Annotated in this window: 26 protein-coding genes and 1 tRNA gene; 19 read left to right on the top strand and 8 right to left on the bottom strand. The window is 69.6% G+C overall.

All coding sequences use genetic code 11. The features are described 5' to 3' along the window. Positions 1-9: 9 nt before the first annotated feature. Genes ACRYA2_RS24025 through ACRYA2_RS24040 form a run of 4 tightly spaced genes read left to right on the top strand, consistent with a single transcriptional unit; the run spans position 10 to position 2,024 of the window. Positions 10-162: a hypothetical protein gene (locus ACRYA2_RS24025; protein WP_433633845.1), complete on the top strand. Its 153-nt coding sequence runs from the start codon at positions 10-12 to the stop codon at positions 160-162. Positions 163-214: 52 nt separating this feature from the next. Next, positions 215-637 carry a DUF371 domain-containing protein gene (locus tag ACRYA2_RS24030; RefSeq protein ID WP_433633847.1) on the top strand — a complete coding sequence of 141 codons (423 nt, stop codon included), beginning with the start codon at positions 215-217 and terminating at the stop codon, positions 635-637. A gap of 41 nt (positions 638-678) precedes the next feature. Next, positions 679-1,182, top strand: coding sequence for a hypothetical protein (locus tag ACRYA2_RS24035; protein WP_433633849.1), 504 nt, complete (start codon positions 679-681; stop codon positions 1,180-1,182). A 38-nt stretch (positions 1,183-1,220) separates the two neighbouring features. Further along, entirely contained in the window at positions 1,221-2,024 is an 804-nt protein-coding gene (locus ACRYA2_RS24040; RefSeq protein ID WP_433633851.1) for an endonuclease III domain-containing protein, read from the top strand. Between the two features lies 1 nt (position 2,025). Here the strand turns inward: ACRYA2_RS24040 and ACRYA2_RS24045 are convergent, their stop codons facing one another. Then, positions 2,026-2,352 carry a hypothetical protein gene (locus ACRYA2_RS24045; protein ID WP_433633853.1) on the bottom strand — a complete coding sequence of 109 codons (327 nt, stop codon included), beginning with the start codon at positions 2,350-2,352 and terminating at the stop codon, positions 2,026-2,028. 144 nt (positions 2,353-2,496) lie between these two features. Here ACRYA2_RS24045 and ACRYA2_RS24050 point away from each other — a divergent pair, with 144 nt between their 5' ends. Next, positions 2,497-3,405, top strand: a complete 909-nt coding sequence (locus ACRYA2_RS24050; protein ID WP_433633855.1) for a beta propeller repeat protein — start codon at positions 2,497-2,499, stop codon at positions 3,403-3,405. Between the two features lie 42 nt (positions 3,406-3,447). Here the strand turns inward: ACRYA2_RS24050 and ACRYA2_RS24055 are convergent, their stop codons facing one another. The 3 genes from ACRYA2_RS24055 to ACRYA2_RS24065 form a co-directional block, all read right to left on the bottom strand. Then, entirely contained in the window at positions 3,448-4,701 is a 1,254-nt protein-coding gene (locus tag ACRYA2_RS24055) for a sialidase family protein (protein ID WP_433633857.1), read from the bottom strand. Positions 4,702-4,772: 71 nt separating this feature from the next. Then, on the bottom strand, positions 4,773-6,170 hold the full coding sequence (locus ACRYA2_RS24060) for an NAD-dependent succinate-semialdehyde dehydrogenase (RefSeq protein ID WP_433633859.1): 1,398 nt from the start codon (positions 6,168-6,170) through the stop codon (positions 4,773-4,775). Between the two features lie 82 nt (positions 6,171-6,252). Further along, positions 6,253-6,792, bottom strand: a complete 540-nt coding sequence (locus ACRYA2_RS24065) for a DUF7097 family protein (RefSeq protein WP_433633861.1) — start codon at positions 6,790-6,792, stop codon at positions 6,253-6,255. Positions 6,793-6,853: 61 nt separating this feature from the next. Between ACRYA2_RS24065 and ACRYA2_RS24070 the strand changes: the two genes are divergently transcribed. Continuing rightward, on the top strand, positions 6,854-7,195 hold the full coding sequence (locus ACRYA2_RS24070; RefSeq protein ID WP_433633863.1) for a DUF192 domain-containing protein: 342 nt from the start codon (positions 6,854-6,856) through the stop codon (positions 7,193-7,195). Here the strand turns inward: ACRYA2_RS24070 and nikR are convergent. Next, positions 7,192-7,620: a nickel-responsive transcriptional regulator NikR gene (gene nikR / locus ACRYA2_RS24075; protein WP_433633865.1), complete on the bottom strand. Its 429-nt coding sequence runs from the start codon at positions 7,618-7,620 to the stop codon at positions 7,192-7,194. The genes ACRYA2_RS24070 and nikR overlap by 4 nt on opposite strands. Before the next feature lie 182 nt (positions 7,621-7,802). On the opposite strand from nikR, the gene ACRYA2_RS24080 reads away from it, so the two are divergent. The 5 genes from ACRYA2_RS24080 to ACRYA2_RS24100 all read left to right on the top strand — a co-directional run bounded on the left by ACRYA2_RS24080 (position 7,803) and on the right by ACRYA2_RS24100 (position 11,870). Then, on the top strand, positions 7,803-8,789 hold the full coding sequence (locus tag ACRYA2_RS24080) for a DUF4129 domain-containing protein (protein WP_433633866.1): 987 nt from the start codon (positions 7,803-7,805) through the stop codon (positions 8,787-8,789). Beyond that, positions 8,786-9,355: a DUF7269 family protein gene (locus tag ACRYA2_RS24085; RefSeq protein ID WP_433633867.1), complete on the top strand. Its 570-nt coding sequence runs from the start codon at positions 8,786-8,788 to the stop codon at positions 9,353-9,355. The genes ACRYA2_RS24080 and ACRYA2_RS24085 overlap by 4 nt, the downstream gene beginning before the upstream one ends. After that, the gene (locus tag ACRYA2_RS24090) at positions 9,352-10,623 is read left to right on the top strand and encodes a DUF58 domain-containing protein (RefSeq protein ID WP_433633869.1); all 1,272 of its coding nucleotides are present in this window, start codon (positions 9,352-9,354) and stop codon (positions 10,621-10,623) included. The genes ACRYA2_RS24085 and ACRYA2_RS24090 overlap by 4 nt, the downstream gene beginning before the upstream one ends. After that, the gene (locus ACRYA2_RS24095; RefSeq protein WP_433633871.1) at positions 10,620-11,123 is read left to right on the top strand and encodes a DUF7519 family protein; all 504 of its coding nucleotides are present in this window, start codon (positions 10,620-10,622) and stop codon (positions 11,121-11,123) included. Before ACRYA2_RS24090 ends, ACRYA2_RS24095 begins: the two co-directional genes overlap by 4 nt. A 150-nt stretch (positions 11,124-11,273) precedes the next feature. Continuing rightward, positions 11,274-11,870 (top strand): class I SAM-dependent methyltransferase, encoded by a 597-nt coding sequence (locus ACRYA2_RS24100; RefSeq protein WP_433633873.1) that lies wholly within the window; start codon positions 11,274-11,276, stop codon positions 11,868-11,870. A 15-nt stretch (positions 11,871-11,885) separates the two neighbouring features. Here the strand turns inward: ACRYA2_RS24100 and ACRYA2_RS24105 are convergent, their stop codons facing one another. Together ACRYA2_RS24105 and ACRYA2_RS24110 are read right to left on the bottom strand one after the other, a co-directional pair. Next, positions 11,886-12,065 carry a hypothetical protein gene (locus ACRYA2_RS24105; protein ID WP_433633875.1) on the bottom strand — a complete coding sequence of 60 codons (180 nt, stop codon included), beginning with the start codon at positions 12,063-12,065 and terminating at the stop codon, positions 11,886-11,888. 1 nt (position 12,066) lies between these two features. Further along, on the bottom strand, positions 12,067-13,017 hold the full coding sequence (locus tag ACRYA2_RS24110; RefSeq protein ID WP_433633877.1) for an AAA family ATPase: 951 nt from the start codon (positions 13,015-13,017) through the stop codon (positions 12,067-12,069). A 102-nt stretch (positions 13,018-13,119) separates the two neighbouring features. On the opposite strand from ACRYA2_RS24110, the gene ACRYA2_RS24115 reads away from it, so the two are divergent. Together ACRYA2_RS24115 and ACRYA2_RS24120 are read left to right on the top strand one after the other, a co-directional pair. After that, a tRNA-Ser gene (locus ACRYA2_RS24115) sits at positions 13,120-13,204 on the top strand. A gap of 337 nt (positions 13,205-13,541) precedes the next feature. After that, positions 13,542-13,943 (top strand): CBS domain-containing protein, encoded by a 402-nt coding sequence (locus tag ACRYA2_RS24120; protein WP_433633879.1) that lies wholly within the window; start codon positions 13,542-13,544, stop codon positions 13,941-13,943. A gap of 27 nt (positions 13,944-13,970) precedes the next feature. On the opposite strand, the gene ACRYA2_RS24125 is transcribed toward ACRYA2_RS24120, so the two are convergent. Further along, complete coding sequence (locus tag ACRYA2_RS24125) at positions 13,971-14,369, bottom strand: hypothetical protein (protein ID WP_433633881.1); 399 nt, start codon at positions 14,367-14,369, stop codon at positions 13,971-13,973. 174 nt (positions 14,370-14,543) lie between these two features. Here ACRYA2_RS24125 and ACRYA2_RS24130 point away from each other — a divergent pair, with 174 nt between their 5' ends. The 6 genes from ACRYA2_RS24130 (at position 14,544) to ACRYA2_RS24155 (ending at position 21,116) form a co-directional block, all read left to right on the top strand. Next, positions 14,544-15,596, top strand: coding sequence for a S66 family peptidase (locus ACRYA2_RS24130; RefSeq protein WP_433633883.1), 1,053 nt, complete (start codon positions 14,544-14,546; stop codon positions 15,594-15,596). 118 nt (positions 15,597-15,714) lie between these two features. Beyond that, a complete protein-coding gene (mbhE, locus tag ACRYA2_RS24135) occupies positions 15,715-18,102 on the top strand; it encodes a hydrogen gas-evolving membrane-bound hydrogenase subunit E (protein ID WP_433633885.1) in 2,388 nt (795 codons plus the stop codon). Then, positions 18,099-18,563 (top strand): MnhB domain-containing protein, encoded by a 465-nt coding sequence (locus tag ACRYA2_RS24140; RefSeq protein ID WP_433633887.1) that lies wholly within the window; start codon positions 18,099-18,101, stop codon positions 18,561-18,563. Before mbhE ends, ACRYA2_RS24140 begins: the two co-directional genes overlap by 4 nt. Then, a complete protein-coding gene (locus tag ACRYA2_RS24145; RefSeq protein WP_433633889.1) occupies positions 18,560-18,913 on the top strand; it encodes a sodium:proton antiporter in 354 nt (117 codons plus the stop codon). The genes ACRYA2_RS24140 and ACRYA2_RS24145 overlap by 4 nt, the downstream gene beginning before the upstream one ends. Next, complete coding sequence (locus ACRYA2_RS24150; protein WP_433633891.1) at positions 18,910-20,493, top strand: complex I subunit 5 family protein; 1,584 nt, start codon at positions 18,910-18,912, stop codon at positions 20,491-20,493. The genes ACRYA2_RS24145 and ACRYA2_RS24150 overlap by 4 nt, the downstream gene beginning before the upstream one ends. Continuing rightward, positions 20,490-21,116: a Na+/H+ antiporter subunit E gene (locus ACRYA2_RS24155; RefSeq protein WP_433633893.1), complete on the top strand. Its 627-nt coding sequence runs from the start codon at positions 20,490-20,492 to the stop codon at positions 21,114-21,116. The genes ACRYA2_RS24150 and ACRYA2_RS24155 overlap by 4 nt, the downstream gene beginning before the upstream one ends. Positions 21,117-21,144 lie beyond the last annotated feature (28 nt).

The following is a 21,144-nucleotide window of genomic DNA, read 5'->3' on the forward strand; positions in this document are numbered from 1 at the left end:
AGAACCCGTATGAAAGAACAGCTCCGCTGTGCCTGTGAGGCCGCCGGCTGTGACCGCGAACTCGGCCCGGACCAGTTGATGCTGGCGATGACCGTGGACGCCGGCACCCGCCGCGCGTACGAGTGCGATTGCGGAGCCGTAACGGTGACCGTCTCGCGGTGAGCGCCGCCCCGAAGTGAACTCCTGAAGTGCGTCCGCTCGAAAGCGACCCACGATGAGAGAGACGATTCGCGCACGCGGCCACGAGAACGTGAGCGCGGCGCACGGAAGCACCTTCGAGGTGACGACCGACGACTTCCTCACCCCGGCGGGCGACTGCATCCTCGGCATCGAGGCCGACCGCGCCCCCGCGGACTTCGACCCCGAGTTCGTCGCCGCGTGTCGAGACGCCGACGCGGTCGTCACCGCGACGTTCGCGGCGGGCGACCACGAGGAGACGGTGACCGGTCGCGGCCATCCGGACCTCACCTTCGACAGCGACCGGAGCGCCGTTGGTCGGACCAGCGACTACGTGGACGACCGCACGGTTCTGGTCGGTGCCGAGTTCGCCGCGGAGGGGTTCGACCGGGAACTGGTCGCGGCGCTCGCCGACGGGGCCGAACTGACGGTGACGCTGACGGTGGAGCGCGACGACTGACCGACCGAACGCTTTTATCAACAGGACGTCACGTCCCGGGAGTGAACGTCGCCGACCCGCTCCTCGCGGCACTCGTCCTCGGGGGTGTGTGGCTGTTCGTCGTGCCGGTGCTGACGCTCGTTCACGAACTGGGGCACGCGGCCGCGACTCTCGCGTTTACCGACAGGAGCGCCACGGTCGTCGTCGGTGGCGAACGCTGGCGGTGGGCGCGCGGCCGCCTGGCGGTCGGGGGCGACCCCTCGGGTTGGCGTCGATGGTGGTACGGCTTCTGTCGATACGAGACCCTTCCGGACGGACGGTGGCGGGAACTCGCCGTCCACGCCGGGGGGCCCGCGGCGACCGGACTCGCCGCTCTCCTCGTCGGTCTGGTCGTCGGCCTCGCCGACGGACGGTGGACGCGGTTCGGTCTCTACGCCGCGTTCTGGAACTGCCTGTTCACGCTGGCGGTGACGGTCTCGCCGATTCGCTACCCCTCGTCGTGGGGGGCGATTGGAGGGCACCCGAGCGACGGGCTTCGGGCGTGGCGGGCGCTCGCGGACGAGTAGCCGACCGCTTTTATCCGCTCCGGCCCCAACGGCGTCACATGAGCGACGACCCGGAACCCGCGGAGAACATCAGCGGTGGGAGCGCCGGCGGCGGGGCGGCGGCCACGTTCGACCCCGGCGACGCCGACACGCGCGCCGAGGTGGTGGTCGACCGCCTCGGAGAACTCTACTGGCAGAAGACGTACGGCGGCCAGGACGCCTTCGAGTGTCTCGTCCGCACCATCCTGAGCCAGAACACGAGCGACGTGGCCAGCCAGCCGGCCCACGACGCGCTGATGGAGAGGTACGGGCCGGAGAACCTCGCGGACGCGCTGGCGCACGCCGACCGCGCGGAACTCGCGGACACCATCCGCCCGGCCGGCCTCTACAACCAGAAGGCCGAGGTCATCGTCGCCGCCGCCGAGCGCGTGCTCGCGGAGTACGGCAGCGCCGACGCGTTCGACGAGTTCGTCCGGGAGCGCGACCCCGCGGACGTGCGAACGGAACTGCTCGACATGAACGGCGTCGGGCCGAAGACGGCGGACTGCGTCCTCCTCTTCTCGGGCGGGCGCGGCGGCGTCTTCCCGGTCGACACTCACGTCCACCGCATCTACCGCCGCCTCGGCGTCGCACCGCCGGACGCCGACCACGAGGATGTCCGGGCCGTGCTGGAGCGCGACGTGCCCGCCGAGAAGTGCGGGTTCGGACACACCGCCAGCATCCAGTTCGGCAGGGAGTACTGTTCGGCGCGCAGGCCAGCGTGTCTCGACGGTCCCGAGGCCTGTCCGCTGTACGGCATCTGCGACAGGGTGGGCGTCGACCCGGAGAGCGGTGGAGTCGTGGACCCGGCGGACGCGGAGTAGGCTACTCGTCGGCCGAGACCGACTCCGTGACGTCGTTCACCGTCTCCGCCATCTCCTCGGTGGCCTCGTCGGCGGCGAGTTCCGTTCGCCGCTCGATGCGGTCCCACCAGACGAACGCCACGACCGAGGCGACGAACACGCCGACCCAGGCGAGCAGTTGTTTGCTCACTTCGCCGGCGAACGCGACCACGACGGTCTTCTCGGTTGCCTGCGTCGCGGCCGTCCCGACGAAGACGGCTCCGAGCATCTTGCGGCTGAACACCTTGTCTATGCGACGCCGGACGAACGGCTTTCCGAGTCCGGGAACGAAATCTTCCAGTCGGACCATACCACCGTTACGGCCCGGACCCGCCTAAGAGTGGACGACGTGCCAGGTTTCCGCACCGTTCGGATGTGCTGATTCTCCGGCCAAACGGACCGAATCGCCGCACCGTTTCCGGGGTTGATGGACGGGGACGCCGTACGTCTCCGCATGTGGCAGTTCGAATCCGAGACGAGCGTGCGGACCTGGCGGCCGGTCGACGTCCCGGCGTCGAGCACGCTCTACGACGTGACCGACACGGCCGCGGGGCCGTGCGCGGTCGGGGACGCCGGCGCGGCCGTCGGGCGCGCTAGCGACGGGACGTGGGGCGTCGTCCTCGATAACGGTCCGGCGGGCAGGGGCGAGACGCTCCGGGCCGTCGCCGCCACCGACGACGGGGAGCGGGTCTGGTTCGCGGGGTCGAACGGCGCGCTCGGCTACTACGACCCGGCGACGGGGGACCGGGGTAACTGCTCCGCGCCGGTCGGCGTCGAGAACACCTTCCGCGCGCTCGCCGTCGCCGGGTCTCGGGGGAACGAGCGGGTGCTGGTCGCCGACGGTAGCGGGAACATGCTCGTCGGAAACGGTGCCGGCACCGCGGTGGAGTGGGACCGCTGGAGCGCCCCCGGCGGCGCACCGACCGCGCTGGCGACCGACGCGGGCGAGACCTGGTACGCGGTGGACGGTAGCGGTGGCGCGTGGATGACGACGGACGACGAGTGGGAGCGCGTCGGCGTCGCACCGGCCAGCGGCAGCCTCTACGCCGTCTGCGTCGCCGAGTCACCGTGGGTCGGCGGCGACAACGGGCGCGTCTTCGAGTCGACCAGAACCGGACTGAAACCGGGCAGCAGTGCGTCGTGGACGCCGTTCGCGCTCGGCGACGGAGCGGTGCGCGCGCTCGACGCGAGCGGTAACCGCCTGCTGGCGGGAGGCGAGAGCGGCGGCCTGTTCGTCCGGAACGGCGACTGGACGGCGCTCGACTGGGGCGGAAGCGCCACGATTCACGGCGTGCTCGCGGGCGTCGGCGTCGCCGTCGGAGCGAACGCGACGGTGCTCGAAGCGCGAAAGAAAAGCGAGTGAAGCGGCGGCGCACGCCCCCCATGGAGTCGAGAGCGGGGGCGGTCAGCTACCGGTCGTCCTGTCGTTCGTCGTGGTGTCGTCGGTGGATTCGCCGCTGGACGACCCGTCGCCTGAAGAGCCGTCGTCGGTAGAGCCGTCGCCGGAAGGACCGTCATTCGTGGACCCGTCGTCTGTCGACCCGTCGCTTGTAGACCCGTCGTTCGTCGTGGTGTCGACGGAAGAGCTGTCGCTCGTGGATCCGCCGTCGGAGGACCCACCGTCGGAGGAGCCGCCATCAGAACCGCCGTCAGCGGAGCCGTCGTCCGTCGGATTCGGGTCGCCGTCGTAGTGCTCGCCACGGCCGTCGAACTGGTCGTCGTCGGGGCTGGTGCCCGCGTGGCGCGTCTCGCCGCGGAGTCGCTGGAGGATGGTTCCGGACGCGCCGACGGCCACGTCGGGGTCGCCGAGCGCGATGTCGTACAGTGTGTTCCCCGTCGGGGAGTGGACGGCCTCCCACCGTTCCTCGCCGGAGCGCTGGAAGATGCTACCGCCGTTGCCGAGCACGACCATCTGGTCGCCGTGGATGTCGAACGCCCGGAGCGAACTCTTGTCGGTGATTCCGATGGGCGTCCAGTCGTGGTAGGAGTCGTCGTACCGGTAGATGCGTCCGTCGCCGGCCGCGACGTAGACGCGCTTGTCCTTGCCGGCGTAGATGTCGTAGAACTTCACCTGCGCGTTGACGATACCGATGTCCTCCCAGCCGTCGTCTTTCGTCGTCTTGAACGCGTTCCCGCTGGTGTCGATGGCGTAGCCGTATCCGTCGGGCGACGCGGCCAGTGCCGCCACCTTCGAGCCCTTCTTCGCCGGCTTGCTGACGACGCCCCAGTTCTCGTCGAACCCGTCGACCGTGAAGGGCATGATCTCGCCGGAGCCGTTGGCCACGAGCACCTTCTCGGAGCCGCGCTGACCGGAGACGGCGATGCCCTCCCAGGTGCTGGTCATCTCGTTGGGGTTGGAGTAGTCGAACTTCCGGCGGGACTCCACGCCGTAACAGCCCAGCGCGCCCGAGGAGCCGGCGAACCAGACCCGCTCCCCGTCGTCGGTGACGGCCAGCCCGCGGAGCTGGTTGTCGCGAGTGCGCGGGCCGTCGTCGAGGACGACCTCCCACTCGCCGTCGCGGTTCGCCAGCAGCGTCCCGCCGTCACCGATGGCGTACGGTCCGGCGGCCGTACTCACTACCTCGTAGATGGACTTCTTGAACGGACTCTCGACTTCGTGCCACTCCGGCTCGTCTGCGTCGGGACCGAGTTCCCACATGCACCCCGACGTAGGACCGGAAGTGACATCAAACCGAGAGAACTGTCGGGAGTACAGTTCGAGTCGTCGGACTATTCGACGCCGCTATCGCGCTTCTCCGAGGGGAAGTCCGCCAGCCAGGTCATCTTCCGATTGACGAACTCCCGGATGCCGTGTCTCGACAGTTCGCGGCCGTAGCCGGAGTCTTTGACGCCGCCGAACGGGACGCGCGGGTCGGACTTGACGAGTTCGTTGACGAAAACGAGACCGGCTTCGATTTCGCCCGCGATGCGGCTCCCCCGTTCGCGGTCCTGCGTCCAGATGCTCGCGCCGAGACCGAACCTGATGTCGTTGGCGCGCTCGATGGCCGACTCCTCGTCTTCGACCTCGAAGACGGCCGCAGCGGGGCCGAACACCTCCTCGTTCGCCGCGGGGGCGTCGTCCGGCACGTCCGTAAGGACGGTGGGCGGGTAGTAGTTGCCCTCGCGGTCGAGCGGTTCGCCGCCGAGTTCGAGCGTCGCGCCCGCGTCGACGCTGTCCCGAACCTGCTCGTGGACGTCCTCCATCAGGTCCTCGCGGGCCTGCGGACCGATGTCGGTGTCGTCGTCGGTCGGGTCGCCGACCCGCAGGGACTCCATCTCCGCGAGGAACGCGTCCAGGAACTCGTCGTACACGTCGGTGTGGACGATGAAGCGCTTCGCGGCGATGCAGGACTGTCCGGAGTTGACGGTCCGCGACTGCGCTGCGGTCTCCGCGGCGTCCTGGACGTCCGCGTCCGGCATGACGACGAACGGGTCGCTGCCGCCGAGTTCGAGCACGGTCTTCTTGAGTTCGCTTCCGGCCGTCTCGGCGACGGCGCGCCCGGCGCGGTCGCTGCCGGTCAGCGTCACCCCGGCCACGCGGTCGTCCCGGATGACGTCGTCGGTCGCGTCGGAACCGATGAGCAGTGTCGTGAACGCCCCCTCGGGGAAGCCGGCCTCCTCGAACACCTCCTGGATGGCCGTGGCGCAGCCCGGGACGTTCGAGGCGTGTTTCAGCAGGCCGACGTTGCCCGCTGCGAGGTTCGGCGCGGCGAAGCGGAACACCTGCCAGAACGGGAAGTTCCACGGCATCACCGCCAGGACCGTCCCGAGCGGCTCGTAGGAGACGTACGAGTCGACGCCCGGTTCGGAGCCGATGCGTTCGTCCTGGAGGTGTTCGCCCGCGTGCTCGGCGTAGTAGTCACAGACCCACGCGCACTTCTCGACCTCCGAGACCGCACTGTCGATGGGTTTCCCCATCTCCTTCGTCATCGTCTCGGCGTACTCCTCCTTGTTCTCCCGGAGCACCTCGGCCGCCGACGCCATGAGTTGCTGTCGGTCCTCGATCGACCGTCGGTGCCACTCCTCGTAGGTCTCGCTCGCCCGCTGGAGCTTCTCGTCGACGGACGCCTCGTCGTCCGTCTCGTACGTTTCCAGCACCTCCCCAGTCGCAGGATTGCGACTCTCCATGGTCTCAACCAGGTCGCGAGTACTGATGTAATCTCTGGCGGCTTCGCCCCGACTGTCGTTGCGCCGGCGGCGACTCGACCGGTTACTCCTCGCCCTCTCCGCTCGGGTCGTAGCGCTCGGCGGCAGACTCGAAGGCGGCCTCGCGCTGTTCGCGACTCCGCCGTCCCTCCTTCTCCGCGATGGCTTCGGGGTCCGGGTTGGCGTCGTCGTCGATGCGCGCCCACGACCCGTGGACCTTGGCGTGACACCACCGGCAGAGGTAGACGGTTATCTCGTGGCCGAGCGTCTCGCCCCGGTCGGCGTACGAGAGGTGGTGTTCCTCCAGGAGCGGGCGCTCGTCGGAGTGTGCCATCCGGCGCTCTTCGAGGCCACAGCGCACGCACTCGCGGTCGCGGTTCCGGCACCGGTAGTGCGGGCAGTCCTCCCAGTCCCACTCGCCCTGCGGGTCCGCCGCGGGACAGCGGAACTCGTCTTCGCGGCGCTCTCGCGCGAACTCGAGGTCCTGCTCGGGGTGTTCGAAGGCGTACCGACACTTGCCCTCGTCCGTCAGGTGGTCGCAGAGCCCGGCGTGGTCGTAGGGGTCGTCCACGCCGACGGAGGTGCCCGACGGGGTCTTCTCCATGCCCGTCTCCTGGGCGCGCCATCGCACAAAAGTTTTGCCTCCCCGATGCGCACCCCCGAGCGTGCGCGTCGTACACGAGGACCGGTCGAAGACGCTGGCAGCCGACGTCGAGACGGCAGACTCGTTCCTCTCGCGGGCGCGGGGACTGATGTTCCGGCGGTCGATTCCGGACGACTACGCGCTCGCGTTCCGGTTCGACGAGGCCGCGCCACGGGACGTCCACATGGTGTTCGTGCCGTTCCCCCTCGACACCGTCTGGACGGTCGAGGACGAGGTCCAGCGCGTCGAACGCCTGTCGGCGTGGACTGGGACGGCGAAGGCGGCGGCCGACACGCTGTTCGAACTCCCGGCCGGGAGCGCGGGCGACGTGTCGGTCGGCGACACCGTTCGGCTGGTCGATTAGCTCGGGTCCGCCAGCGGCCCGAAGCTGTCCACGGGAATCACGGAGTAGTCGACCGTGAGCGTGTTCTTCGTGGCGCGAATCTTCCCGACGAACGAGGATATCTCCTCGAGCGTCCCCTCCAGCACGAACAGTTCCATGCAGTAGTGGTTGCCCACGTGGTTGTGGAAGTTCGACGCGACCAGCCCCTCGTGTTCGTGACGCAGGTGCATCATCCGTTCCTCGACGTTCGTCGTCTCGAAGTCGAACAGGACCGTGACGACGCCCATCAGCTCCCGGTCCTCCAGTCGCTTGTCCTCGAACTCGCCGAGCAGGTTCCGGGCGGCCTCCCTGACGACCTCGCTCCGACCGGTGTACCCGTGGTCGTCGGAGAACTCGTCGATTCGCTCCAGCAGTTCGTCGGGCATGGAGACGCTGACGACAGTCATATATTAATCGAAGGGGCCTGAGTTATTAGAACCTTATTATAATTCCGCCGGCGGCGATCCGTCGGTAGCGGTCCGATGAACGACCGGACCGGGACCCCTCGCCCAATGACCCGCGAGAACCGCCGAACGCCGCCCGCGAACCAGACAGAAAACCTAAGTTAACTTTCACGCTATACGGGACTGTGGACCTGGATAACGCCCGCCCCATCGCAGTGGCCCTCCTCTGCGTGTTAGCGATCGCGCTCGCCGCCGCGACGCTGAACACGGCTGTCACGACCGAGAACTCCGGTGGGAGCGGTCTCGGGTGGGGCGACGGCGGAGCCGGTGTCAGCGAGTCGAACGGCACCGAGTCGGGGTCTATCGGGGACGGGAAGCCGATAGGGGTACCCATCGAGCTTCCCTGTTTCCCGGTGTTGAACACGCTTCCCGCAGTCCTGGCCATCCTGGGCGGGTTCGCGGCCCTCGTCGGGTTCGCCTACCGGCGGAGGGGGTGGCTCGGGGTGTTCGCCGTCGTCGGACCCGTCGGCGTGCCGACGCTGCTCCTGCACGCGCTCCTGTCCGCGTGTTCGACGTCGCCGTTCGACCGGCGCGGTAGCTTGCTGCCCAACGGATCGAACGGCACCTCCCTCCAGTCGGGCGGAACCGGCGGGATGGGCGACGGCGGTGCGACGACGGTCACGCCGTCGACCGTCCTCCTGCTCGTGCTCGGCGTGGCGCTCGTCGGCGCGCTCGCCCTGCTCGTCCGGACCTCCGGCGGGAGCGAACTCGACGAATCGGAGACCGAGACCCCGCCGGACGACCCCGACGTGGCCGCCGTCGGTCGCGCCGCCGGCGACGCGGCCGACCGCATCGAGTCGAACGCGTCGGTCGAGAACGAGGTGTACCGCGCCTGGCGCGAGATGACCGAGCACCTCGACGTGGCCGCTCCGCAGTCGAGCACGCCCCGCGAGTTCGCCACCACGGCCGTCGAGGCGGGGATGGACCGGTCGGACGTCGACGAACTGACGAACGTCTTCGAGGTGGTGCGCTACGGCGGCGAGTCGCCGACCGGCGAGCGCGAGCGGCGCGCCGTCGAGGCTCTCCGGCGCATCGAACGCGAGTACGCCGACGCCGATTCCGACGGCGACGCGACCGGGGGCGAGGGAAGTCCCGACGGGGGGGAGCGATGAGCGACCGTCCGTTGCTCACCGCCGCCGGCGTCCTCGCGGCCGCGTGGGGAATCGCCGCCCTGTTCGCACCTCAGCTCGCGGCGGTCGTCAGCACGGACTACCTGTTCGTCAGGCTGGTCGGGGTGCTGGCACTGCTCCAGGGCGTCCGGGTCGTCCAGGAGCGCCGCCGGGGTTCCATCGACCAGGCCGAGACGGGCGACCCCGAGACGACCGTCTCCGTCCCGACGCCCGGCGGGGAGTTCGACGAGTCCCTCCGGCGCGTCCACGACGGCGCGCGCAAGTCGCGGTTCAAGTCGCGCAAGCGCATCCGGAAGCGACTCGAATCGGCCGTCGTCGACGCCATCGTCCAGCGCGAGGGCTGCTCGTCCGACGAAGCCCGGGAGGTCGTAAAGAGCGGCGAGTGGACCGACGACCCGTACGCCGCGTCGTTCGTCGGCGGGCCCGACCCGCCCCGACGCCCGCTGCGCAAGCTGTTCCGCCGGTCGGTCGACGGCGAGACGAAGTACCAGCGTCGCGCGCGCCGAACCGCGGACGCCGTCGCCCGCTACGTCGAGGAGGGACGATGACGCCGTACGAGACCAACCGCTGGCAGGGCGTCAGCGCCGTTGCCCTGCTGGCCGGCGGCGTCGGCGTCGTCGCCGGGAGTCCGGTGGTGCTGCTCGTCGGCGTCGTCGGCGTCGCGTTCGCCGCGTACGCCCGGTCCGGGTCGCCGCCGTCGACCGACGTGGCCCTCTCGCGGTCGGTCAGCGACCTCGCCCCGGCCCCGGGCGACGAGATTCGCGTCGAGGTGACCGTCGAGAACGCCGGCGACAGGACCCTGCCCGACCTCCGGGTCGTCGACGGCGTCCCCGAGGCGCTCCGGGTGGTGGACGGGTCGCCGCGGCTCGGCACCGCGCTCCGGCCCGGCAAGCAGGCGATGTTCGCCTACACCGTCGAGGCAGTCCGGGGCGAGCACGCGTTCGACCCGGCGACGGTCATCGCCCGCGATTTCAGCGGCGCGAGGGAACGGGAGTTCGAGGTGAAAAACGACACGACCGTCGCGTGCACGCCGGAACTGTCCGCGACCGCCGAGGACGTTCCGCTACGCGAGCAGACGACCCGCCACACCGGTCGAGTGACGACGAGCGAGGGCGGGGCCGGCGTGGAGTTCTACGCGACGAGGGAGTACCGGCGCGGCGACCCCGTCTCGCGCATCGACTGGAACCGTCGGGCGAAGACCGGCGAGTTGACCACCGTCGACTTCCGCCAGGAGGGGGTCGCGACCGTCGTCCTGCTCGTCGACGCCAGGGAGCAGGCGTACCTCGCCGCCGACCCCGAATCGCCCAGCGCCGTCGAGTTCGCCGTCCGGGCCGCCGGCAAGACGTTCGCCGCGCTGCTCGACGGCGGCGACCGGGTCGGCCTCGCCGCGCTCTCCCCCGAGAACCTCTGGCTCGCGCCGGGCGCGGGCGACCACCACCGGGCCGAGGCGCGCGAACTGCTTGCGCGCTCGGAGACGCTGTCGCGCACGCCTCCCGAGGAGCCGTTCTACTCGACCATCACGATGCGGTGGCTCCGGCGGCGACTCCCGACGAACGCGCAGGTGGTGTTCTTCTCGCCGCTCTGTGACGCCTACGCGCCGGAGGTCGCGCGCCGCCTCGCCGCCGCCGGCCACGCGGTCACCGTCGTCAGTCCGGACCCGACCACCGACGACTCGCCGGGCACGCGCCTGGCGGCCGCCGAGCGCACGCGACACCTCCGGTCGCTTCGCGCCGGCGGAGTTCGGGCGGTCGACTGGGACACCGACGAAGACCTCGGCGTCGTGCTGGCCCACGCCGACAGGAGGTGGCGGTCGTGAGCGGAGCGACCGTCGACCGCTCGCCGGCGCGCACGAGCCGGTTGCTCTCGCTGGTCGCGGCGTCGGTCGCCGTCGGGGCGGCCGCGCTGGCGAGTTCGACCGGCGCGCTCGCCGCTGTCGGCGGCGTCTTCCTCGTCGCCGTCGGCCTCGTTATCGGCTCGCGCCGGTTCGTCACCGTCGGCAGCTTCGTCGCCCTGCTGGGCGTCCTCTACGGGGGCCTCTTCGCCGCGCCGCCGGAGTTCCTCATCCTCGGGACCGCGGCGGTCGTGCTCGTGTGGGACTTCGGCGAGCAGGCCATCAACGTCGGCGAGCAACTCGGCCGCGAGGCGGACACGGAGCGCCTGGAGCTGATGCACGCCGCCGGGAGCACCGCCGTCGCCGCGTCGGCCAGCGGCGTCGGCTACGGCATCTACCTGCTCGGTGCCGGCGGCCAGCCCGTGACCGCACTCGTGTTCCTGCTCGTCGCCGCCGTGGCGCTCACCTCCGCACTCCGGCGCTGACTCGGGAGATTCACCGATTCCCGGACGCGAGCCGGCGCTCGCGCGGTCGGAACCGGCCGCGTCCGCGAGGGACTGGTCCCGGGGCCTTCCGGTTCGATACGGCCGCTCGTCGTGACAAGATTGATTAACGTCCTGCCGCCTCGTTCGGTCATGACGGACCTCGACACGGTCGCCACCTACCAGTCGGTCGCCGACGAGTACCGCGAGCGCCACGCCGACCGCTCCGCCGTCGCGGACCTGGTCGACCGGTTCCTCGACGCCGTCGAACCGCCCGAGGGGCGCGCGACCGCCCGGGTCGCTGACGTGGGCTGCGGCCCCGGCTGGGAGTCGGCCACGTTCGCCGAGCACGGCCACGACGCGGTCGGCGTGGACCTCACCCCCGCCTTCCTCCGAACCGCGCGCGAGCGGGCCGGCGACGCCGCGTTCGCCCGGATGGACATGCGACGGCTCGGCCTCGCGGCTGCGGCGTTCGACGGCCTCTGGGCCTGCGCCTCGTTCCTGCACGTGCCGCGGGAGGACGCTCCCGGAACGCTCGCGGAGTTCCGCCGCGTCCTCCGGCCGGACGGCGTCCTCTGCCTGTCGGTCAAGCGCGGCAAGGGGACGGCGGAGGGCGACACCTACGACGGGGACGCTCGGCGGTTCACGCTCTACCGACCCGACGAACTGCGAGCGATGGTCGAGGACGCGGGCTTCGCGGTCGAGTGGCTCGGAGACGGTTCGTGGGTGCAGTTGGTCGCGCGGGCCTGACGCCGACCTCGCGAGCTACTCGTCGGCTTCGCCGTCGGCGGTGAGATACCATCCGAGGCCGAGGCCGACGCCGATGGCGGCCCCGAGGGCGAGCGCGCGCGGAAGGGGGACGTCGAAGAGGAACAGTTCCACCGCGGTCGCGACGAGGAAGCCGACGACGAACTGGCCGACCGCCCTCGTGCGGCGGTCCGCCACGCTACTCCACGGTCGGTACCGGCACGCTGTCCAGCACCGCTTCGACCACGTCGTCTTTGTTCACGTTGTTCACCTTCGCGTCGGGCGTGAGGACGACCCGGTGGGAGAGCACGGGGTAGGCGACGCGCTTCACGTCGTCCGGCGTGACGAACTCGCGGCCGACCATGGCGGCGCGAGCGCGGGACGCCTCGAAGAGGCGCTGGGTGCCCCGCGGCGAGACGCCGACCTCCACGCGGCGGTCCTCCCGGGTCTCGCGGGCGACGGCGGCCATGTACGAGAGCAGGTCCTCCTCGACCCGGACCGTCTCGGGGACGGACTGTAGCTCCTCGACCTCGCCGTCGTCGAGGACCCGTCCGGCGGACGGGCTCTGGCTGTGGCGGTCGCCCCGGCGACGCAGCAGTTCGACCTCGCCCTCTTCGTCGGGGTAACCGAGGCTGGTCTTGACGACGAAGCGGTCGACCTGCGCCTCCGGCAGGGGGAAGGTCCCCTCCTGCTCGACGGGGTTCTGGGTGGCGATGACGAAGAACGGCTTCGGAAGTTCGTGGGTGTCGCCGTCCACCGTGACCTGTCGCTCCTCCATCGCCTCCAGCAGGGCGGCCTGGGTCTTCGGCGGCGCGCGGTTTATCTCGTCGGCGAGGACGACGTTGGCGAAGATTGGACCCTCGTTGAACTCGAACTCGCGGTCCTGCTCGTTGAACACGTGCGTCCCGGTCACGTCCGCCGGGAGGAGGTCGGGCGTGAACTGTACGCGGGAGAAAGAGAGGCCGAGCGCGGCGGCGAAACTCCGTGCGGTGAGGGTCTTGCCGGTACCGGGAACGTCCTCCAGCAGGACGTGGCCCTGGGCCATGATACCCAGCAGGACGGTTTCGAGGAACTCGCGGTCGGCGATGACGGCCGTGCCGACGGCGTCGAGGACGGAATCGGACCGGGCGCTCGCGTCTGTAACGTCCATGAAATATTCGGCGACGGCCAACGGTTTTAATTTGGTGGTCAGATAGGTTCGAGTTCGGCGAATCGAAACGCATAAAATGACGACTGCAGTAGATAGACATGAGCCGAGGTAGCCTAGCCCGGCCAAGGCGGTTGCTTCGAGAGCAACTGTCCGTCAGGACTCAGGAGTTCAAATCTCCTCCTCGGCGCTTCTACCACTCTCAGCCCACGAGCTGCTCGTATACGTCTCGACGGACGTGAGCGGTCGCCTCGTCGAGGAGAGTCGAGCAGCCGGGTCGCGGACCCGGACAGCGCGCGAAGCGAGCGAGCAGCTCGGGGTCTCGAGGAGGAAACCTCCTCCGCGGCGTCCACCCTCGGAATCGACCGTCCGGGACCCCGCCGGACCCTCCAGTTCTCGACAGCGGGGACCGAACGCCGACTCCACGCCGTCGCTTCGACGCCGTCGAGCGCTTCGAGCGGGCGTCGCTGGCAGGAGGTAGTTCGCTGACGACAATTCTTATACCGAGCGCGACACTACAGTACCCCATGGATATCTCAGTTGCGCGACTCATGACGTCCGACCTCCAGACGGTCTCCCCCGACACGCTCGTCGAGGACGCGGCGGAGACGATGCTCGAACACGACATCGGGTCGGTCATCGTGGTCGACGACGACAACCGGCTACGGGGCATCCTGACGTCCACGGACTTCACCCAGATAGTCGCGGAGCGGTCCCCGAAGGACGAGACGCCGGTCTCCCGCTACATGAGCGAGGACGTGCTGACGGCGTCGGCGCAGGACGACATCCGCGACGTCGCCGACGCGATGATCGAACACACGATTCACCACGTGCCCGTCGTCGACGACACCGAGGGCGTCATCGGCATCATCACGACGACCGACCTCGCGGCCTACCTGTCGCGCGTCCAGACGCCGAGTCCGTCGTAACCCCGACTCCGAGACGAGGCCGCCGGGCTACAACAGCAGCGAGAAGTTGTTGACCCCGAGGTACGCGTACCAGACGCTGGCCGCGAGGTACGTCGTCGTCCGGAACGCCGCGGGATAGCCGTCCGGCGTCCAGTCGTCGGGCGTGACGCGCCGGATGAGGAGGCCGCTCTCCGCGAGCAACGCCACCCCGACCACTGCCACCACGACCGTAATCAGCGACCCGCCGACCGACCCGAACTTCGCCATCAGCGTCCGGGTGAGCCACACGGATTCGAACACGTCGTCGCGGAGTCCGAGGACGACGACGGTGCTCACGGCGTCGATCAACTTCCCCCCGACGAGGAGAGCGAGCAACTGGAGTCGGGTCGGCGCGGGTCGGGGCAGCCCCACGCCGGACCAGAGGTCCCCCACTGAACTGTTCGACATACGCGGGCTAACGGCAGAGCCTGTCTTTGTTATGGTACGGTTAACCACGGTGCAGCGACCCGCTGTCCGTCGCAGGGACGGCTTAACGGTTCGTTAGGCGGGGAGAGCGTCGACGGACGGCCCACGACGCGGCGGACGAAAAGGTACTTCAGGTGACCGGACGAGGCAACGGATATGAGCGAGTGGGTCGTCCCGCCGAGCCTCGAATCGGGCGACAAAGTGGCCGTCGTCTCCCCGGGCACGAGTCTGGCGGAGAAGTACCCGCACGTGTACGAACTCGGTCTCGAACGTCTCGAGGAGCGATTCGGCCTCGACCCCGTCGAGTTTCCGACCGCGACGGCGGACCCCGAGTGGCTGTACGACAACCCCGAGGCGCGCGCGAGAGACGTGATGGACGCCTTCGCCGACCCCGACATCCGGGGCGTCGTCACCACCATCGGGGGATACGACCAAGTCCGCATCCTGAAACACCTCGACCCCGAGGTGCTCGCCGAGAACCCCACGAGATTCTACGGGATAAGCGACAACACGAACGTCGAGACCGTTCTGTGGAACGAGGGCGTGGTCTCGTTCTACGGCGGCACCCTCTTCACGGAGTTCGCGATGCAGGGGTCGATGCACGACTACACCGTGGAGTACCTCGAACGAGCGCTGTTCTCGGACTCGCTCGGGGAACTGCGACCGGCCGAGCGGTTCACCGACGAGGACCTGGACTGGGCGGACCCGGAGACGCTTGACGAGCGCCGCGAGATGGAGCCGAATCCGGGCTGGACGTGGCGCGGCGGCGACGAACGCGTCACCGGCCGAACGTGGGGTGGCTGCCTGTCGGTGGTCGACCAGCAGCTCTCCGTGAACCGCTACGTGCCCGACCCCGACGCCCTGGACGGTGCGGTGCTCCTGCTCGAAACCTCGGAAGAGCTACCGAGCGCCATGGACGTGCGCTGGACGATGACGGCGATGGGCGAGCGCGGCCTGCTGGAGCGGTTCGACGCCGTCCTCGTCGGCCGCGCCAAGGCCCGTTCTCTCGACGTCGAGCGGTCGCCAGAGGAGCGGGCGGCGTACCGCGAGCGCCAGCGCGAGACCGTCGCGGAGGTCGTCGCGGAGTACAACCCCGACGCGCCGGTCGTGTTCGACCTCGACTTCGGCCACACCGCGCCCGTCGCTCCGGTGCCGGTGGGCGGCGAGGTGACCGTCGACCCGGGCGACGAGCGCATCGAGTTCGCCTGACCGCGGGCCGGTCGGGCTCGCCAGCCGGGTCAGTTCGGGCGGAACTGCGCCGATTCGAACCTCCGCTGGCTCCGGAGTTTGAGAACTGTTAAGTCGGGTCCGCGGTTCACTCTCGAACGTGCAACCGACATCGGAACCGACAGCCGTGGTTGTACTCGCGCTGGTCGCGCTCCCGTTCGCGGCGGCGGCGGTGACGCCGCTCGTCTACCGCGTTCTCGGCGAGCGCACCGCCTACTACGCGGCGGCGGTGGCGCTGGCCTGCTTCGGGCTGGTCGCCAGCCAGTACGGTACTCACGGGTCGGTCTCGTTCGACTGGATTCCCGCGCTCGGCGTCTCCCTGCGGTTCTACGTCGACGGCCTGTCGCTGCTCATCGGCTTCCTGGCCAGCGGCGTCGGCGTACTCATCCTCACCTACTCCAGGGGGTACATGCACGACGAACCGGGCAAGGCGAAGTACTACACCGCGCTCCTGGCGTTCATGGGGTCGATGCTCGGCGTCGCGTTCGCCGCCGACCTCGTCGCGCTGTTCGTCTTCTGGGAGCTGACGAGCCTGTCGTCGTTCATCCTCATCGGCCACTACAGCGACCGGGCGTCCTCGCAGTACGCCGCCCGGAAGTCGATGCTCATCACCGTCTCCGGCGGCCTGTTCATGCTCGTCGGCTTCCTGCTGCTCGCGAACGTGACGGGCACGTTCGACCTGGCGTGGATAGTGAACCACCCCGAGCAGGTGCGCGAGTCGCTCCACTCGGCCGGGCTGTTCGTCCCCGTGCTCGGTCTCGTCGCCATCGGCGCGGCGGCCAAGTCCGCGCAGGTGCCGCTCCACGTCTGGCTGCCGAACGCGATGGAGGCCCCGACGCCCGTATCGGCGTTCCTCCACTCCGCGACGATGGTGAAAGCCGGCGTCTACCTCGTCGGCCGCTTCCGGCCCGTCTTCCTGCCGGAGGGCGTCCACGGGATTCCGGAGTGGTCCGCGGTCTTCACCGTGCTCGGCCTCGCGACGATGACGATAGCCGCCATCCTCGCCGTCGCCGCCACCGACATCAAGGAACTGCTGGCGTACTCGACGGCGAGCCACCTCGGCCTCATCGTCGCCGGGTTCGGGTTCGCCTCCGACCTCGGCGCGGAGACGGGTGCCTTCCACATCCTCAACCACGCGCTGTTCAAGGCCGCGCTGTTCCTCGTCGCCGGCATCATCGCCCACGAGGCCGGCACCCGGAAGATAGCCGAACTCGGCGGCCTCTGGGACGACCTGCCCGTGACCGGCGCCATCACGGTCGTCGCCGCGCTCGGGATGGCCGGCGTCCCGCCGTTCAACGGCTTCTACTCCAAGGAGTTCCTGTTCGACGCGGCCTACCACGCCGCGGAACTGCAGGGCGGCCTGGCGTGGCTCTACCCCGTCGTCGCCGTCTTCGGGAGCGTCTTCACCTTCCTCTACTCGATACGGTTCCTGATGCTCTTCTTCGGCGACAAGCCCGACCGTCTGCACGCCCACAGCCCGCCGAAGGCTATGCTCGTTCCGCCGGCGATTCTCGGCGTGCTCGCGGCGCTCGTCGGCCTCGGCGGCGTCACCGCCACCTTCGGCGTCGCCCCCGCGGCGCTCGACCACTTCGTCGCCGAGGTGATGGGGAGCGTCTCCCCGCCGGGTACCGAGGTGCACTTCAGCTACTACCTGCCGGACCACGTCACGCCACCGGTGCTCATGAGCGCGATAACCATCACGGTCGGGGCGGCGGCCTACCCCTTCTACGACGACCTCCACCGGGGCATCAACCGCCTCCTGTCGGTGGACCCGCTCCGGGCGAACTGGTGGTACGACGGCACCGTGGACGGACTGAACGAGGCGAGCGCGACCGCCGTTCCCCGGATCCAGACCGGTCTGCTCCGGACCTACGCGACGTGGACGCTGGCGGGCGTCGTCGCGCTCGCGCTCGGCGGCTATCTCGCCGCCAGCGTCGCGCTGCCGGCGTTCGAGTTCGCGCCGGACATGACGCTGCCGCTCGCGCTCGTGCTCGGCGTCGCCGTCGTCGGCGCGACGGCGGTCGCCCTCGCGCCATCCCACATCTCGGGCGTGCTCACCCTCTCCATCCTCGGGTTCATGGTCGCCATCTTCTACGTGCTGGCGGACGCGCCGGACCTCGCACTCACCCAGCTCGTCGTCGAGACGCTGACGCTGGTCATCTTCCTGCTCGTGCTCGACCGCCTGCCGGCGTTCTACGGCGAACTGAAGCGAGCCAGGGCGGTCAGGGACGGCGCGCTCTCGCTCGCGGTCGGCGCGACGGTGGCCGTCACCGTGCTCGTCTCGACGGCCGCCCAGCCCGACCTCATCGCGTCGTACTTCACCGACCCGCACAACACCGTCGAGGTGGCCGGCGGTCACAACATCGTCAACGTCATCCTGGTGGACTACCGAGCGTTCGACACGATGGGCGAGATATCCGTCGTCGCGATGGCCGCTCTCTCTGTACTGACCCTCGTCGCCATGCGGGAGCGAGGTGGGACGCAATGACGACGGTCATCTCGCGCACCGTCACGCGCACGGTGGTACCGATAATCCTCGTCACCGCCATCGCGCTGATGCTCCAGGGACACAACCTCCCCGGTGGCGGCTTCATCGCGGGCGTGCTGACGACGACGGCGTTCGCGCTCATCTACATCGTCTACGGGCTGAACTACCTGGAGGAGGAGCTGTTCGAGCGGGTCGTCCGCGGACCCATCGAACACCTCCAGTACGGCATCGTCGAGAACTACCGCGCCCTGTTCGCCGTCGGCCTCGCGCTGGCGGCGGGGAGCGGCATCGTCGCCGTCGCGTTCGGCGACGCGTTCCTCTACCAGACGTTCTGGGTGCTGCACCACGTCCCCGTCTACGGCGAACTGCACGTCGCAAGCGCGCTGGCGTTCGACACGGGGGTCTACCTCGTCGTCGTCGGGGCGCTCCTGACCATCCTCTCGGTGGTGGGAGCCGAATGACCCAGCTCGTCCTCGCCGGCGTCATCGGCGCGCTGTTCGCGCTCGGGACGTTCCTCGTCCTGCGCCGGGACGTCGTCCGGGTCGTCTGGGGCGTCGTCATCATCAGCCAGGCGGCGAACGTCTACCTCGTGACGATGGGCGGTCTCGGCGGGGGCGTCCCGTTCCTGCCGGACACGCACGGCGGCGGTCACGGCGGGGCGGTGAACGTCACCGACCCGCTCGTCCAGGCGCTCGTGCTGACCGCCATCGTCATCGGCTTCGGAACGACGGCGTTCGCGCTCGTGCTGACGTACCGCGTCTACGAGGAACACGGCACCATCGACATGAACGAACTGGGTGATTCGGCATGAACCAACTCGTCGTCGCGCCGCTGGTCGTGGCGCTCGTGGCGGCCATCGGAACGTTGCTCGTGCGCAGTTTCCCCCGCCTCCAGCGCGGGGTGAGCCTGCTCGGCGGCGTCGGGTACGCCGTCGCGGTCGCGCTCCTGTGGGGCGAGGTCGACCCCCTCGGGGCGGCCGAGACGATACCGTACCAGCTCTCGGGCTGGCCGGCGCCGTACGGCATCTCCATCGTCGCCGACCCGCTGTCGGCGTTCATGCTCGCGCTGTCGGCAACCGTGTCGCTCGCCGCGCTCGCGTTCTCCGTCCAGTACGTCGACGCGTTCGGCCAGCGGCTCTCGTACCATCCGCTGTACCACTTCATGATGGTCGGCGTCACCGGCTCGTTCCTCACCGGCGACGTGTTCAACCTGTTCGTCTGGTTTGAGGTGATGCTGATGTCGAGCTACGTGCTCGTCGTCTTCTACTCCGGGCCGGAACACACCCGCGCCGCGCTCCAGTACGTCGTCCTCAACCTCGTCGGGAGCGCCGTCATGCTCCTGGCCATCGGGGGGCTCTACTCCACGGTCGGCACGTTGAACATGGCCGACCTCGCGCGACGACTGGCGGCTCCCGCGCAGTACGGGGTCGACACGCTGCCCGTCCTCGGTCTGTCGGCGCTCCTCTTCTCGGTCTTCGCGCTCAAGGCCGGCCTCGTTCCGTTCCAGTTCTGGGTGCCGGCGGCGTACCGCGCCGCTCCCGCGCCGGTGTCCGCGATGCTCGCGGGCGTCGTGAAGAAGGTCGGCGTCTACGCCATCATCCGACTGTACTTCACCGTCTTCTCGGCGCTGTCGCTACAGGGCCTCTCGCTACCTGGGCTCGCCGACCCGGCGGGGGTTCCCTCGGCGCTCGCGTTCTTCGGCCCCGTCCTGTTCGTCATGGCGGCCGCGAGCATCCTCGTCGGGGGCCTCGGCGCGGTGAGCCGGGCCGACGTGGACGGTCTGCTGGCGTACTCGTCCATCGGCCAGATCGGATTCATCGTCCTGCCGCTGGCCATCGGCGCGACCGTCCCGGACGTGCGCGTGCTGGCCGTGACGGCGGCGCTCGTCTACGCGCTCAACCACGCGCTGGCCAAGGGCCTGCTCTTCCTCGTCTCCGGGTCGGTGTACTCCGCGGCGGGGACGATACAGTTCGACGAACTCGGGGGACTGACCCGCGAAAACCCCGTTCTCTCCGGCACCTTCTTCGTCGGAGCACTGTCGCTCATCGGCATCCCGCCGCTGTCGGGCTTCTTCGGAAAGATGCTCGTGTTCGACGTGGCGGGGCAGTCCCGGGCGACGGCGGCGGTCGCGCTGGCGCTCGTCGGCGCGATGCTCACCATCGCGTACTTATCGCTGGCGTGGAACCGCGGCTTCTGGGGGTCGAAGAGCCTGGCGGTCAGACACGGCAACCCGGCGACGGGCGTCGCCGTCGTCGTCGCGCTGGCGGCCGTCGTCGTCGTGGTCGGCGTCGGGTTCGACCCGGTCTTCCGCGCGGCCGAGGCGGCGGCGAACGCCGCCATCGACCGCCAGGGCTACGTCCAGGCCGTCGGTCCGGGAGGTGGGCACGCGTGAGGGTCCGCAAGTGGCCGGTCGTCGGCGTCGTCCTCGCCCTGCTGTGGCTGTTCGTCCGCGGCGTCGACGGCCTCGACACCGTGGTCGGCGAGTTCCTCATCGGCCTCGCCGTCGGCCTCCCCATCGCCTTCGCCTTCCGACGGTTCTACACGCGCGAGACCGAACTCGGCCGGAACCTCAGGGCCGCGCCGTACGCCGCGCTGTACGTCGCCGTCTTCCTGAAGGAACTCGCGACGGCGAACGTCGACGTGGCGTACCGCGTGCTCGCTCCAGGGATGCCGATTCGCCCCGGCGTCGTCGTCGTCCCGCTGCGCGTCGAGACGGACGGCGCGATAACCACCATCGCCAACAGCATCACGCTCACGCCGGGAACGCTGACCATGGATTACGACGAGGAGACCAACGTGCTCTACGTGCACAGCATCGACGCCCGCGACCGACAGTCCATCGTCGACCCCATCCGGACGTGGGAGGACTACGCCCTCGTCCTGTTCGACGAGGAGAGCAAACCCCGCGACCCGGTGCCGGAGATGCCCGCCCGCTATCGTGGTCAGGGGGCGGACGAACGCGAGCCACGTCGCGTGGGACGACGAAACGACGGGGGTGAGCGCGATGCGAAGTGAGCGCGAGCCACGTCGTGCAGGAGCGCGG

The organism is Halomicrococcus pelagicus, from assembly GCF_050954125.1.